Below are 13,783 nucleotides of genomic sequence, written 5' to 3'. Positions count from 1 at the left end.
TCAGGCGGGCACGCCCAGAATCACGCTGGACGCCTTGAAGATGGCCGTCACGTTGCTGCCAAGCTCGATGCCCAGGTCGGTGCTGCTCTGGTTGGTGATGATGGCGGCAATCGTGCCGCCGCGCGGCAAGTCCAGCACCACTTCCGTGTTGACGGCGCCCGTCTGCACGCGCGTCACGACCCCGGCCAGCTGGTTGCGCGCGGAAAAGCGCGCGCCCTGGCTGTCCGTCACGAGGATGATGGACGACGCCTTGATCAGCGCAAACGCTTCCGCGCCCGGCACCAGGCCCAGGCTTGCGCTGCTGCCCTGCGTGACGATGGCCACGATGTGCTGGCCACCGGGCAATTCCAGGGTGACTTCATCGTTGACGGCGCCCTGTTTCAGTTCGGTCACCTTGCCCAGGAATTGATTGCGTGCCGTGGTTTTCATGGCCATTCTCCGTATGAGTAAAAGATCGTCGGCGATGCCTTCCGCCTGGCTGCCCAGCTGGCGCAGGTAGCGGGCATGCTCGCGCTCGATGATACGGAAATTGTCGACCAGCTGGCGCCCCCTTGGCGTCAGCCGCGTGCCGCCGCCGCCCTTGCCGCCCGTCAAGCGCTCGACCAGCGGTTCGCCGGCCAGGTTGTTCATCGCGTCGATGGCGTCCCAGGCCGCCTTGTAGCTCATCTTCACAAGCTTGGCCGCCTGCGTGATGGAGCCGCATTCGGCGATGGCGCCCAGCAATTCCACCCGGCCGGCGCCGCCCAGGTTTTCTCCGCCCACCGTCATCCATACCGAGCCTTGCAGGCCGATTTCCGCTGCCGCTGATTTATCCAATGCGTTCACCCAATGTCTCTTCCATGCTGTCAATTTGTCCGTCACGCAAGTAAAGCACATGTTCACCCAGAATGCGCGCATCTTCCGGATCATGTGTGATCAGGATCATGGGCACGTCCAGGCGCTGCTGCCACTGGCTCAACTCCAGGCGCATTTTGACACGCAGGGCCGGATCGAGGGCGGCAAACGGCTCATCGAGCAGCAGCGCGGCCGGTTCGGCCACGAGCGCCCTCGCCAGCGCCACCCTTTGGCGCTGGCCGCCGGACAACTCGTCGGGAAACTGGTGCGCCAGTTCCTGCAGGTGGAAGGCGTCGAGCCAATGCTCGACCTTCTGCAATTTTTCGCGCGCGCGCGGGTTGAACCAGCCGCGGCGCAGGCCAAAGCCCACGTTCTGGCGCACCGTCAGGTGCGGGAACAGCGCGTAATCCTGGAACAGATAGGCGACATTGCGCTGCTGCGGCGGCAAATTGATGCCGGCGGCGGAATCGAACAGGGTGCGCCCGTTCAGGCGGATATGGCCCGCCTCCGGCGTGAAGAGGCCGGCAATGGCTTTCAGGGTCATGCTCTTGCCGGCACCGGACGGGCCATACATGGCGATGCGCTGGCTGCTGGAAGTGCATTGCACCTGCAGGTCGAAGCGGCGTTTGCCGGAGCGCAAGGTGGCGCGGAGGTCGAGGTCGAGTTGCATAGGCGTCATCATCTGCATCATTTGTGCGCGATGCGTCCGGGCGCCAGGCGGCCCGCCGACAGCAGCACCACGATGCAGACCAGGGAAATAATCAGGACCAGCGTATTGGCCACCTCGTCCTGGCCCGCCTGCACGGCTTCAAACACGGCCACCGACAGGGTCTGCGTCTTGCCAGGGATGCTGCCGGCCACCATCAAGGTGGCGCCGAACTCGCCCAGCGCGCGCACAAAGCCCAGCAGCACGCCGGCGAGGATGCCGCGCCAGGCCAGCGGCAAGGTCACGCGGAAAAAGATCGCCATTTCCGAGATGCCCAGCACGCGGGCCGCCTGCTCCAGCTGGCCGTCGACCGCTTCGAAGGCGGCGCGCGCGGGCTTGAAGACGAGGGGAAAGGCGACCACCGTGGAGGCGATCACGGCACCCTGCCAGGTAAAGATGAGGTTGATGCCGAAGTTGTCCTGCAGCCAGATGCCCATCGTGCCGCGCCGGCCCAGCAGCACCAGCAGGTAATAGCCGAGCACGGTGGGCGGCATCACCATCGGCAGGGTCATGAGGGCGTCGAGCAGCTCGCGCCCGGGAAAACGCGTGCGCGCCAGCACATAGCCCGTACCGATGCCGAGCAGCAAATTGAGCGCCGTGGCCCACGCCGCTACCTTGAGCGACAGGGCCAGCGCGGTCCAGGCGATATCCATGCGCGTTCGTTTACCTTATGGCTTCTTGAAACCGTACTTGGCGAGGATGGCTTGCGCCGGCGCCGTCTGCAGGTAGCTGACGAAGCGCTTCGCTTCAGCCTGGTTCGCGCTGTCCTTGATGGTGGCGATCGGGTACAGCACGGGCGCGTCCAATGGCACGTCCAGCACCACGTTCACCTTGTCTTTCATGATGGCCGCGTCGGTGGCGTAGACAAAGCCCGCATCGACTTCGCCGCGCGCCACGTAGTCGAGCGACTGGCGCACGTTCTGCGTGCCGATGGCCTTGGGCTGCACGGCGTCCCACAGCTTCGCCTTCTTCAGCGCGCCTTCGGAGTAACGGCCGACGGGCACGCTGGCCGGATTGGCGATGGCCACGCGGGTCACGCTCTTGTGCGTCAGGTCGCTCAAGTTCTTGATGCCCAGCTTGCTATCGTGCGGCACGATCAGCACCAGGCTGTTGCCGACGAAATCCATGCGGTCGGCCGGCAGGACGAAGCCCTGCTTTTGCGCCGCATCCATGGTTTCCTGGTCGGCCGAGGCAAACACGTCCACGGGCGCGCCCTTGACGATCTGTTGCAGCAGCACGCCCGAGGCGGCGAAGTTCAGGGAAACCTTGCTGCCCGGATACTGCGCCTCGTAGCTCTGCGCCGCATCCTTGAACGCGTTCGTCAGGCTGGCCGCGGCCGACACCACCACTTCACCGGCAAGGGCGGAGGTGGCGGCGGTGGCCAGCAGGGCGGTGCCAAGCAGGCGGGCGAGGGAGGTGAGGCGCATGATCGTATCCTTGTAAAGTGAACGGTGAACAAGGAGCGTAATATACACTTATATATAGCGTTCTGCCATTGCATGGGTCAAGGCAATGCCAATGACATTGACAGACGGGAATGGGCGGACTATTTTTAACAAGAGACAACTATCCACTACTTTCCAGGGGTAAACGATGGGATACGCAGCGCTACTGCTTGGCCCCCTGATGCTCCTGGCGGTCATTCTTCTGGCATTGCTCATCGAGAGGCGGCATCCCCTGCAGCAACAGCCTTCGGGGGCGTCACGCTTCAATCTTGCGTATATGCTCATCTATGCCGCCAGCGGCGCCATGCTGGCCCCGCTCACGGCCATCGTCACGGTACAGCTTGTCAATGCGGCCGGCGGCGGGCTCATCAATCTAGCCTCTTCAGGCTGGATGCTGGCGCCGGCCTTCCTCGCGTATGCCCTGACCATGGATTTTCTGGAATACGTCTTTCATCGCGTGCAACACCGCGTACCCGCCATGTGGGCCATGCATTCCTTCCATCACAGCGATACGGCCATGAATGCCAGCACAACGACGCGGCACTATTGGGCCGAAGCGGGCATCAAGGCACTCAGTATCTATCTGCTGGCGGGGATCTTATTCAAGACCAATATGGTGATTCTGGGAATGTACGGAATACTGAGCTTGTATCATGTTTTCCCGCACATGAATGTCCGGGTCGGCTTTGGCCGTTACTGGATGTTATGCAATTCACCGCAGTACCATCGCGTTCATCACTCGGTGCAAGCCGAGCATTTCAACTGCAATTTCGCGGGGCTGTTCCCCGTCTTCGACTGGCTGTTCGGCACCCACCATATTCCCCGCGCGGGAGAATATCCCCCGACGGGGCTGGACACGGGCAAGGCGCCGGGCACCTTGCTTGACGCGCTGACGTGGCCGGTGCGCAGCAAGGCCCCGTCCATCCCCTAGACGCGCACCGCCGCCGCCTCGTCGCGCCGCGCATACTTTTGCGCGATCACGGCGCAAATCATCAGCTGAATCTGGTGGAACAGCATCAGCGGCAAGATCACCATGCCCAGCGAACGCGTGGAAAACAGCACCTTGGCCATGGGCACGCCGCTGGCCAGGCTTTTCTTCGAGGCGCAAAAGACGATGGCGATTTCATCTTCCTTGTTGAAACCCAGGCGGCGGCTGACAAAGGTCGAAATACCCAGCACCAGCGCCAGCAGCAGCAGGCTGATCAGGCCCAGGGCCACCAGCGTTTCCACCGAAATCGTATGCCACAGGCCTTCGCTGACGGCTTCGCTGAAGGCCGTGTAGACCACCAGCAAGATCGAACCCTGGTCGACGTATTTCAGGGTGGCCTTGTGGCGGTCGACCCAGCGGCCGATCCAGCGGCGCAGGAACTGGCCGGCCAGGAAGGGCAGCAGCAGTTGCAGGACGATGGACAGCACGGCGTCCACCGACGACTTGCTTTCCGCGCCCTTGGCCACCAGCAAGCCCACCAGGAGGGGGGCGAGGAAAATGCCGATGAAGTTCGAGGCCGAAGCGCTGCAGATGGCGGCCGGCACGTTGCCGCGCGCCATGGCGGTCATGGCAATGGAAGACTGCACGGTGGACGGCAAGGCGCACAGGAACAAGATGCCCATGTACAGGTCAGGCGTGAGGAAGGTCAGCGCCAGCGGGCGCAGTGCAAGGCCCAGCAGAGGAAACAGGACAAAGGTGCTGGCCAGCACCAGCAAGTGCAGGCGCCAGTGCATGGCGCCTGCCACCACGGCTTCGCGCGACAGCTTGGCGCCGTGCAGGAAGAACAGGGCGCCGATGGCGACGGTGGTGATATTGCCGAAGACCACGGCCGTCTGGCCCGTGCAGGGCAGGAAAGTGGCCAGCGCCACGGTGACGAGCAGGGCGATGGTGAAGTTATCGGGTTTCAGATTGCGCAACAGGGCAGCGGGAGAAAAAGAAGACATGCGGTAGCCTGGTAACGGCGCAGCCTTGCAACAGAATGCTGTGCCGGGGATGACAAACAGCGCCGGGAGCGGCGCCAGTGCTGGCTATTCTACTTGTATTTCCCTGCTCCTTGCCTGGCGGCATCGGCATGGCTGGCCGGGTCAAACCGTGCGGACAAAAAAATGCCCTGTCCGCAGACAGGGCAACCCGGAGTAAAGTACAGCGCGAGGGCTTAGCCGGCGGCTTTGACTTTCAGCTCGTTCTTGATTTCTTTCACGCCGCTCACGGAAGCGACGATCTGCACGACGCGGTCACCCGCTTCGGCGCTCGGCACGTCGCCCGACAGGACGACCACACCTTGCTGGGTTGCTACCTTGACGGGCAGGGCAGCGGCTTGCGCATCGGCGCTCAGGGCGGCCTTGGCCGAGGAAGTGATGGTTTCATCAGGGACGGCAGCGGCGGCATTGGCGGCCACGACAGTGTCAGCAGGAGCTTGTGCTTTTGGTGCGGAGTCAGCTGCATGCGAAGCGGTGATCGAGGCGCCCGACAGTACGATAGCGGCAACCAGGGTATTGAACAGTTTCGATGTTTGCATGGTAGTTCCTCTCAATGAAGTTAAAAGCTTCTTACTTGGATAAAGCAACACTTTGAAGCGTCACATCTACCCATACAGCAAGCGCCGTGCCAGCTTTTAATTTCCATTCAAAATCAACGACTTAGCTTTAGACTCGATTTTTCCTGTCCGTTTCGCGGCGTTCCGGGCCGAAAATCCGGGCTTTTTGTCGTCTGCCAGCGACAGCCTGTGGCAACAATATCAATGTTTTACAATAAGTCGTTGATTATTAATACTTTATTTTTGTCGCTATTCAGCGACAGGGTCGCCTTCGCCGCGGAACAGGGCCGGCGTCAGCTCGTATTTCTGCAATAAACGGTAGAACTCCGTGCGGTTGCGGTCGGCCAGGCGGGCTGCATCGGCCACGTTGCCATCCGTCAGGCGCAACAGTTGTATCAGGTAGTCGCGCTCGAAGCGCTGCTTCGCTTCGTTGTAGCTGAGCGCTTCCAGCGAGGGCACGCGCAAGGCCCGCTGCACCAGGCTCAAGGGCACCAGCGGCGCCGTGGCCAGCGCGCACACTTGCTCGACGACATTGACCAGCTGGCGCACATTGCCGGGCCATGGCGCCGCCACCAGGGCCGTCAAGGCGTCGGGCGCAAAGCCGTTCAGGGGTTTCTCATACTTGGCCGCCAGCTTCTGCAGGAAATGGTTCGCCAGCAAGGCGATGTCTTCGCGGCGCTCGGCCAGCGGCGGCAAGGTCAAGGTTACGACGTTGAGGCGGTAATACAGGTCTTCGCGGAATTGCCCCTCGGTCATCGCCACGTCCAGGTCGCGGTGCGTGGCGGACAACAAGCGCACGTCCACCGGACGCGTCTGGTCGGCGCCCACGGGGCGCACGGCCCGCTCCTGCAGCACCCGCAGCAGTTTCACCTGCAGCGGCAGCGGCATGTCGCCGATCTCATCTAAAAACAGGGTGCCGCCATCGGCCGCCTGGAACAAGCCTTCGCGGTTGCCGACGGCGCCCGTAAACGAGCCTTTGACGTGGCCAAACAATTCCGATTCCAGCAACTGCTCGGGAATGGCACCGCAGTTGACGGCGATAAACGGCGCCTTGGCGCGGCGGCTGGCATTGTGCAGCGCGCGCGCCAGCAATTCCTTGCCCGTGCCGCTGGGGCCGCGAATCAGGATGCTGGCGTCGGACCCGGCCACCAGCTGGGCTTCGGCCAGCAGCTCGGCCATCTGCGCGCTGCGGCTGATCAGCTCGGCACGCCAGCTCTCGTCGCCGGACGCGGGCGTCGGCATGACGGTGGACAAGTTGATGGCATACGCCACTTTTTCCATCAGCAGCTTGCCGTCGAACGGTTTCGTCAGGTAGGCAAACGCGCCGCGCGCCGTCGCGTCGACGGCGTCGGGAATGGTGCCGTGGGCTGTGAGCAAAATGACGGGCAGGGCCGCATGCTGGCGGCGGATTTCATCGAACAGGGCCAGGCCGTCGCGGCCCGGCAATTGCACGTCGGTAATAACCAGGGCGGGCAATTCCACGGCCAGGCGCGCCAGCGCCGCTTCCGCGCTGCCCACGGCCGTCACGCGATAGTTACCCGCCTTCAAGCGGATGGTCAGCAGGCGCAACAGATCGGGATCGTCGTCGACCAGCAAGATGTGGGCGTGCTCGCTCATTTCGGCGCTCCCGCGGCGGGGCGCACGGACAGGCTGCGCTCGATGTTTTTCAGTGCTTCCAGCTTTTCATTGAGCTGGTCGATGCGGCGCTGGGCGTCGCGCAGCTGCGTGTTGAGCTTGTCGATGCCCTCGTCCTGGCGGCGCAGTTCCGCATACTGGCTGCCCAGCAATTGCGCCAGCGGCACCAGCAGTTGCGCGTCCTTGCCCGTGGCCGTGGCCAGCGGTTCCAGCAAGGCTTGCGCGCGGGCCAGGTCGCCGGGACCGCGCAAGGCCGCCTGCAGCATGGCGCGGCGCAGCGTGTTGTGCGGCGCGTGATCGGCCTTCGCCAGGTCCAGCTGCGCCTTCACCAGTTCCGACGGCGTCATCAGGCGCAAGGCGCCCTGATACACCAGCAGTTCCGTCAGCTGGGGATCGGCCACCACCACCACGCGCGGCGGCGTCTGCACCAGCACGGGCGTCTGGGTGGGGGGCTTGGCGGCGCAAGCGCCCAGCAGCAGCGCGCAGGCGGCCATGCCGGCCAGGGGAATTCTCGTCATCATAAGGGCAGTTCTATCCGAAAATGCGCACCGGCGGGGCGCGGTAAAAGAGTGACGCTGCCATCGTGGGCGGCGATATATTCGCGCACGATGGACAGGCCGATGCCATTGCCGTTGCGCGCGCCGGCCGCCTGGCGCACGCCCTGGTAAAACGGCTCGAAGATGCGCGCGGCGTCCTCGGGCGCCACGCCGGCGCCCTCGTCGGTGCAATCGATGCGCACGCGGCCGCCTTCGCCAGACAGGGTGAAACGCACGGTGCCGCCTTCCGGGCTGAAGCGCACGGCATTCGACAGCAGGTTCGCCAGGGCCGTGGCCAGCTTGTCGCGGTCGGCCTGCACGATCAGCGACGCGCCCTGCACCTCGACCGTCAAACGGCGCGCCAGCCATTGCAGGCGCTGCCCGGCCACCACATCTTGCAGCAAGACCAGCAAGTCCACCTTGCTGCGCGCCAAATGCTGGGCATCAAAAGCGGCGGTATTGTAGCGCAGCAAGTCTTCGATCTGGGTTTGCAGGGACGCCGTGTTTTGCTGCAGGATGCCGGCGATTTCGCGCTGGCCGTCGCTGAGCTTGCCCGCCACCTCGTCTTCCAGCAAGGCCACGCCTTCGCGCAGGGCCGCCAGCGGGGTTTTCAGCTCATGCGAGATATGGCGCAGAAAACGTTCCTTGTCGGCATCGAGATCGGCCAGGCGCTGGCGCAGCCAGTCGAGCTGCTGGCCCAGGCGGCGCGTGTCGGCCGGGCCGCCGACGACGATGGGCTGGTCGTAGCGCTTGTCGCCCAAGCGCTCGATGGCCGTCTCGATGCGGCGCAGCGGGCGCGACAACAGAAAGCCGAAGCAGGTGGCCAGCACGCCCGCCAGCAGCACGGCGCCCCCCACCAGCACGCCCAGCAGGCGGCGCTGGCGTTCCAGCTCGGCCAGCAGGGCGTCGTTGCGGCTGCCGATTTCCGTCTTGCTTTCGCGCGCCAGGCTGTCATTGATCTGCGTCATGCGGGCAAACGCGCGGTACACGACGGCGTGGCCATCGCGCTTGCGGCGCTTACCCGCTTGCAAGACTTCCCACGCCGCTTGCGCCTGCACCGTCCATTCGTCGGCCAGCTGCGGGGCGAACTCGGGCGTGGCCCGGTTCAGCACTTGCAGCGCCGCCGTCGCTTCGTCGCGGGCCGCCGCGTAGCGCTCGCGGAAGACTGGATCGTCGAGCACGAGGAATTGGCGCGCGCTGCGCTCCATGGCCAGCGTGCGCTCGGACAGGCGCTGCGACTGTTCCGTCAAGGCAATCGCCTGCGCCGCCGTCTCGCGCCCCAGCCGCGCCAGGTGTTCCAGGGTCAGCAGGGCTTGCACGGAGGTGGCCGTCAAAATGCCCGTCGTCAAAATGAAGGCGGCAAATAGCAGTTGGCGAAAGGAAAGTCGGGACAAGGTGGGCGCCTTCGGTTCAGTCTGGAGTGCAAAAGGCGCATGGTACGCTAAGCGTTCATCGCGGGGCGCCACCTGTCAAAAAATAGCCAATCTGGCAATATTGTTGCTTTTGCGATCGGCAAGCAAGCCACGGCGGCGGCGCGCAGATACTCCTAGTACAATAGAGAAAAGCTTCATACAGGCATCAAAGTGGCCCCGGCCCTGGCATTACGCCACTTTGCCCCCACATGTGATGCAGCCCCACCGACACTCCGAATCACCTACCGCAGAGATCCCATACCGCATGAGCACATTTGAAAAAGTCAGCAGCAACTTCATTCCAGTCTTGCAGGCAACCATCGAGCAATATGTCGAGCCAGCAACGGGCATGCGCCATATCCACATGCATACCGAGCAGGCTGAGATGGTGTTCCTGGTGGCCTTTCCCACTGTGCCGGAAGTAAGCGACGGGCGCGCCCACATCCTCGAGCACCTGGCCTTGTGCGGCTCGGCCCGCTACCCGGTGCGCGACCCCTTCTTTTCGATGCTGCGCCGCTCGACGGCCACCTTCATGAATGCGATGACCTACCCGGACCGCACCGTGTATCCGTTCGCCAGCACCGACCGCAAGGATTTCTTCAACCTGCTCGACGTCTACCTGGACGCGGCCTTCTTCCCGAATCTCGATTATCTGAATTTCCGCCAGGAAGGTTGGCGCCACGCGTTCGAAGGCGACAAGCTGGTGTACCAGGGCATCGTCTTCAATGAAATGAAGGGCGCCTTCAACAGCCCCATGCGCGCGCTCGACAGCGGCATCGCCAGCGCCTTGCTCAAGGGCACGACGTATGAAGTGGAATCGGGCGGCGATCCGCTGGTGATCCCCGAACTGACGCATGAGATGCTGAAAGAATTCCACGCCAGCCACTATCACCCTTCGCAAGCCGTGATCATGACCGCCGGCAATATCGAAGCGTCGGCCGTGCAGGAGCAGGTGGCCGAACGCGTGCTGTCCAAGCTCAGCGGCTTCAGCCCGCGCCGCCTGCCGCAACTGGCGCCCACGTGGACGGCGCCGCAGGAAAACGTGGTGAAAATTCCATCGCAGGAAGCGCGCGACGATGAATTCGGCCTGCAATTCGCCTGGCTGATGGGCGAGTCGAGCGATCCCATCGCCTACTACCACGCGCATTTGCTGTCGCACGGCTTGCTGGGCGAATCGTCGGCGCCCGTCATGCGCGCCATGGAATCGGCCGGCTATGGCCGCCCATCGGACATGAATGGCCGCGACGCGGGCATCCGCCAGATGGTGTTCCACATCGGCATGGAAGGCTTGACGCAGGAACAGATCGCCGACGCGCACCAGCGCATCTGGACGGCCCTGGAAGAGACGGCGCAAGAGGGCATCCCCGCCGCCGTGCTGCACGCGGCCTTGCGCGATATCAAATACAGCCAGCGCGAAATCAGCAGCGGCCGCATGCCTTACGGCCTGGGCCGCCTGCTGCACGCCTTGCCGCTGGCCATGTATGACGGCAACGTCATGGATGCCTTCGACAATGCGGACATCCTGGAAACCCTGGAACAGCAGATCGAAGACCCGGAATTCTTCAAGCAGCTGGTGCGCGAGCTGATCGCCAATCCAACCCGTTTGACGACCCACGTGGTGCCCGACAGCGCCTACTTCACGGACCGCGCCGCCCTGGAAGACGCTAGGCTGGCGGCCTTGCAAGCGAAGCTGACGGACGCCGAGCGCGAGCACATCATCGCCGAGTCCGCCGCGCTGGAAGCGCATCAGCAGCTGCCGTCGAATTCCGAAGTCTTGCCGCGCATCCGCCCCGGCGACGTCAGCGCGCTGCCGCGCCCGGCACTGCCGATTCCCCCGGCCGTCGACGGCGCCGTGGCGTTCAGCATTGCCTCGAACGGCATCAGCTATGCCAACGTGCTGTACGACGTGTCGGGCTTGCCGGAAGCGTCGTGGCCCTGGCTGCGCCTCTACACGGACCTGGCGCCGGAACTGGGCGTGGGCGACATGTCGTTCGACGACGCCAGCGCCTGGCGCCAGAGCATGGTGCCATCGTTCCACATCGGCCTGGAAGCCATTCCCCGCCCGCAACAAGCGATGCGCGTGGAATTGTCGTTCTCGGCCAGCGGCTTGCGCGAAGAACACGCGGCGATCGCCGCCGTGCTGTCGGCCTGGATCGCCAAGCCCCGCTTCGATGAGGAAGAGCGCCTGGCTTTCCTGATCGAAAGCCTGGTGCAAGACAAATTGAGCAGCCTGTCCGAATCGGGCAACCGCTACGCCATGCTGGCCGCGGCGGCACCGCTGTCGCCCACGCGCCGCTTCGACGACATCGTGGGCGGCCCGGCGGCCTTGCCGTTCTACCGCCGTCTGCAGCAGCTGAGCAAGACCTCCGATGGCTTGCAGGAAATCGCGCGCGAGCTCGACACCCTGCACGCGCACATCATCGCCCAGCAGCCGACCGTGCTGTGCGCCGGCCTGGAGCAAGATGGCATCACCCTGGCCCGCTTGCTGGAATTGCCGGCAGCCAACACGGACGCGGCCGCAGCAACTGAAACGCCAGCGCCGGCAGCCTTGCCGCTGGCCAACACGGCCCTGCATGCGACGAGCCAGATCAACCATTGTTTCGTGTCCTGGGCCGTGCCTGGCGTACACAATCCGGACGCGTCCGCCCTGGCCGTGGCCGCCGAACTGATGACCAACCAGGTGCTGCATACGGCCCTGCGCGAAAAAGGCGGCGCGTATGGCGGCAGCGCCAGCTATGCGGCCGGCGCCGGCACGTTTACCCTCAGTTCCTACCGCGATCCGCGCCTGGCCGGCACGTACGCCGACTTCGGCACGACCCTGGATCAGATCCTCGACGGCGATTTCTCGCAGGAACAAGTGGAAGAAGCCATCATCTGCGTCATCAAGGGCCTCGACAAGCCCCATTCGCCGTACGCGGAAGCGCTGACGGCGTGGAACATGCAGCAGCGCGGCACGACGGAAGCCGTGCGCCAGCAATTCCGCACGGGTGTATTGACTTGCACCCTGAGCCAGATCAAGGAAGTCACGCGCACCTGGCTGAAAAACGGCCAGCAGAGCCGCGCCGCGTTTGCGGGTAACACGACGCAAGACCTGGCCGGGCTGGACGTGGTCGATTTATTGGCGCTGGCCAGCTAAGGCGTGGGCTTAACAAGTGTTTTGACTTGGCTGTTGCAACGCCTGACAAAACCGTAGCGAGCGGCAGTGATTTGTGGCCGAGAAGCGCAACCGTACTCTAGTACGGTGAGCATCGCCGGCCGCAAAGCGCGACGCGCAGTAGGTTTGGTCAGGCGTTTCCAGGTACGGCGTTCGGCTCCATGAACATCAACTCCCATTGATGTCCATCCAGGTCCTGGAAACTGTGGCCATACATGAAGCCGAAATCCATCGGCTCCTTGTAGATGCTGCCGCCCGCCTGGACGGCCTTCGCCACCAGCGCATCGACTTCGCCGCGGCTCTCCGCCGACAGGCACACGAGCACTTCCGTCGCCACCTTGGTATCGCACAATTGCTTGGGCGTGAATTGCTTGAATTTATCGTGCGTCAACAGCATCACGAAAATGTCGTCGGCGACGATCATGCACGTTGCCGTTTCATCGGTGAAATGGGCATTGAAACTGAAACCCAGTGCCGTGAAAAACGCCACGGAGCGTTCCAGCGACTGGACGGGCAGATTGACAAATATTTTGCGGGCCATCATGTCTCCTTCAAGTGAGATGAAAAATGCTGCCCGCCGATTCTACACCGGCTTTTTACGCGCCAGCGCGTCCCACGGTCTTCGGCACGTAGCCGAAATAGCGGCTGAACGCGGCGCTGAAATTGGACGGATGGCGATAACCGGTTTGCCAGCCCGCCTGCGCCACCTGGCAACCATTTTCCAGCAGTAACTTTGCCCGCTGCATGCGCAACGCCAGCAGGGTACGCTGCGGACTGTCGTTGTAGCGGTAGCGCCATCCCTGCTTGAGTTTGAACAAGCTCAGGCCCGCTTGCGCGCACAGGTAATCGAGCGTCAGGTCTTGCGCCATCTGCTCCTGCATCAGCGCATGGACGCGCTCCAGCTTGATCATCTCGGCCTCGGACCAGCGCGGGATGGAAGCGGGCGCGGGCGCCGGCCGCAGCACCCGCAACTGTTCCGCCAGGACACTGAGCACGCCGATGTGCACGGCCAGCGGGTCCGTCGCGCGCAGCAGCGCCCGCGCCTGCTGGGCGGACGCCGCCGTGGTGGCCGCATGTGCCAGCTGGCGCGCGCCGCCGTGGGGTAACAATGACGCCAGGCCTTGCGGCCAGTAGCGCGCCAGCGCGTCTTCATCGACCAGCACGCGCAATTGCGCCGCCCGCTGATTCGCTTCGAAACGGCGCTCGCCGCTGACGTGCCGAAAGGCCGTCACCGTCGTATGGCCGGCCCGGAAACGCAATTGTTCGCCATCGCGCGTGGTGTAGCCGGACACGCCTTCCAGGCCGATGGTGATCACCATGCCGCCCGCATCGTCATGCTTCGATTGCTCGACGAGCGCAAGGCGCGGACGGTAATCGGAATGCACGAGCAGCAAGCCCTGGTCGACCTGGCGCTGGTCCGCGCGGCACTCGCCCATCCCGGGGTCCAGCTGGCGCCGCGTCCAGCCTGCCGCTTCCCTGTCCTGTTCCCTCATCGCTCCCCCTGTTTTTCCGCGCGCCGTCGCGCATACGAAATGC

Annotated in this window: 13 protein-coding genes; 2 read left to right on the top strand and 11 right to left on the bottom strand. The window is 63.8% G+C overall.

The window, feature by feature from the left end:
• The 4 genes from OX460_RS20395 to modA are packed head-to-tail and all read right to left on the bottom strand — an operon-like array spanning position 1 to position 2,967.
• Positions 1-768 (bottom strand): TOBE domain-containing protein, encoded by a 768-nt coding sequence (locus OX460_RS20395; protein WP_099665999.1) that lies wholly within the window; start codon positions 766-768, stop codon positions 1-3.
• A gap of 40 nt (positions 769-808) precedes the next feature.
• The gene (locus OX460_RS20390) at positions 809-1,513 is read right to left on the bottom strand and encodes an ATP-binding cassette domain-containing protein (protein ID WP_257219068.1); all 705 of its coding nucleotides are present in this window, start codon (positions 1,511-1,513) and stop codon (positions 809-811) included.
• 8 nt (positions 1,514-1,521) lie between these two features.
• Positions 1,522-2,193 (bottom strand): molybdate ABC transporter permease subunit, encoded by a 672-nt coding sequence (gene modB / locus OX460_RS20385; RefSeq protein WP_099665998.1) that lies wholly within the window; start codon positions 2,191-2,193, stop codon positions 1,522-1,524.
• A gap of 15 nt (positions 2,194-2,208) precedes the next feature.
• On the bottom strand, positions 2,209-2,967 hold the full coding sequence (modA, locus tag OX460_RS20380; RefSeq protein WP_099665997.1) for a molybdate ABC transporter substrate-binding protein: 759 nt from the start codon (positions 2,965-2,967) through the stop codon (positions 2,209-2,211).
• Between the two features lie 166 nt (positions 2,968-3,133).
• On the opposite strand from modA, the gene OX460_RS20375 reads away from it, so the two are divergent.
• A complete protein-coding gene (locus tag OX460_RS20375) occupies positions 3,134-3,916 on the top strand; it encodes a sterol desaturase family protein (protein WP_289899731.1) in 783 nt (260 codons plus the stop codon).
• Here OX460_RS20375 and OX460_RS20370 read toward each other — a convergent pair.
• The 5 genes from OX460_RS20370 to OX460_RS20350 form a co-directional block, all read right to left on the bottom strand.
• Positions 3,913-4,917, bottom strand: a complete 1,005-nt coding sequence (locus OX460_RS20370) for a bile acid:sodium symporter family protein (RefSeq protein ID WP_099665995.1) — start codon at positions 4,915-4,917, stop codon at positions 3,913-3,915. The genes OX460_RS20375 and OX460_RS20370 overlap by 4 nt on opposite strands.
• Before the next feature lie 212 nt (positions 4,918-5,129).
• Positions 5,130-5,492 (bottom strand): BON domain-containing protein, encoded by a 363-nt coding sequence (locus OX460_RS20365; RefSeq protein WP_034752546.1) that lies wholly within the window; start codon positions 5,490-5,492, stop codon positions 5,130-5,132.
• A gap of 267 nt (positions 5,493-5,759) precedes the next feature.
• Positions 5,760-7,127 carry a sigma 54-interacting transcriptional regulator gene (locus tag OX460_RS20360; RefSeq protein WP_289899730.1) on the bottom strand — a complete coding sequence of 456 codons (1,368 nt, stop codon included), beginning with the start codon at positions 7,125-7,127 and terminating at the stop codon, positions 5,760-5,762.
• The gene (locus OX460_RS20355) at positions 7,124-7,666 is read right to left on the bottom strand and encodes a hypothetical protein (protein ID WP_289899729.1); all 543 of its coding nucleotides are present in this window, start codon (positions 7,664-7,666) and stop codon (positions 7,124-7,126) included. The genes OX460_RS20360 and OX460_RS20355 overlap by 4 nt, the downstream gene beginning before the upstream one ends.
• Entirely contained in the window at positions 7,663-9,075 is a 1,413-nt protein-coding gene (locus tag OX460_RS20350) for an ATP-binding protein (protein ID WP_289899728.1), read from the bottom strand. The genes OX460_RS20355 and OX460_RS20350 overlap by 4 nt, the downstream gene beginning before the upstream one ends.
• Positions 9,076-9,358: 283 nt before the next feature.
• Between OX460_RS20350 and OX460_RS20345 the strand changes: the two genes are divergently transcribed.
• Positions 9,359-12,229 carry an insulinase family protein gene (locus tag OX460_RS20345; RefSeq protein ID WP_289899727.1) on the top strand — a complete coding sequence of 957 codons (2,871 nt, stop codon included), beginning with the start codon at positions 9,359-9,361 and terminating at the stop codon, positions 12,227-12,229.
• Positions 12,230-12,377: 148 nt separating this feature from the next.
• On the opposite strand, the gene OX460_RS20340 is transcribed toward OX460_RS20345, so the two are convergent.
• Complete coding sequence (locus OX460_RS20340) at positions 12,378-12,788, bottom strand: VOC family protein (protein WP_099668299.1); 411 nt, start codon at positions 12,786-12,788, stop codon at positions 12,378-12,380.
• 55 nt (positions 12,789-12,843) lie between these two features.
• The gene (locus OX460_RS20335) at positions 12,844-13,740 is read right to left on the bottom strand and encodes an AraC family transcriptional regulator (protein WP_289899726.1); all 897 of its coding nucleotides are present in this window, start codon (positions 13,738-13,740) and stop codon (positions 12,844-12,846) included.
• Between the last annotated feature and the right edge of the window lie 43 nt (positions 13,741-13,783).

The sequence above is a fragment of the Janthinobacterium sp. SUN033 genome (genome assembly GCF_030397595.1).
GTDB classification, from domain to species: Bacteria; Pseudomonadota; Gammaproteobacteria; order Burkholderiales; family Burkholderiaceae_D; genus Janthinobacterium; species Janthinobacterium kumbetense.
Note: the sequence above shows the minus strand (reverse complement) of the source record. Positions and strands in the feature narration are given on the sequence as shown.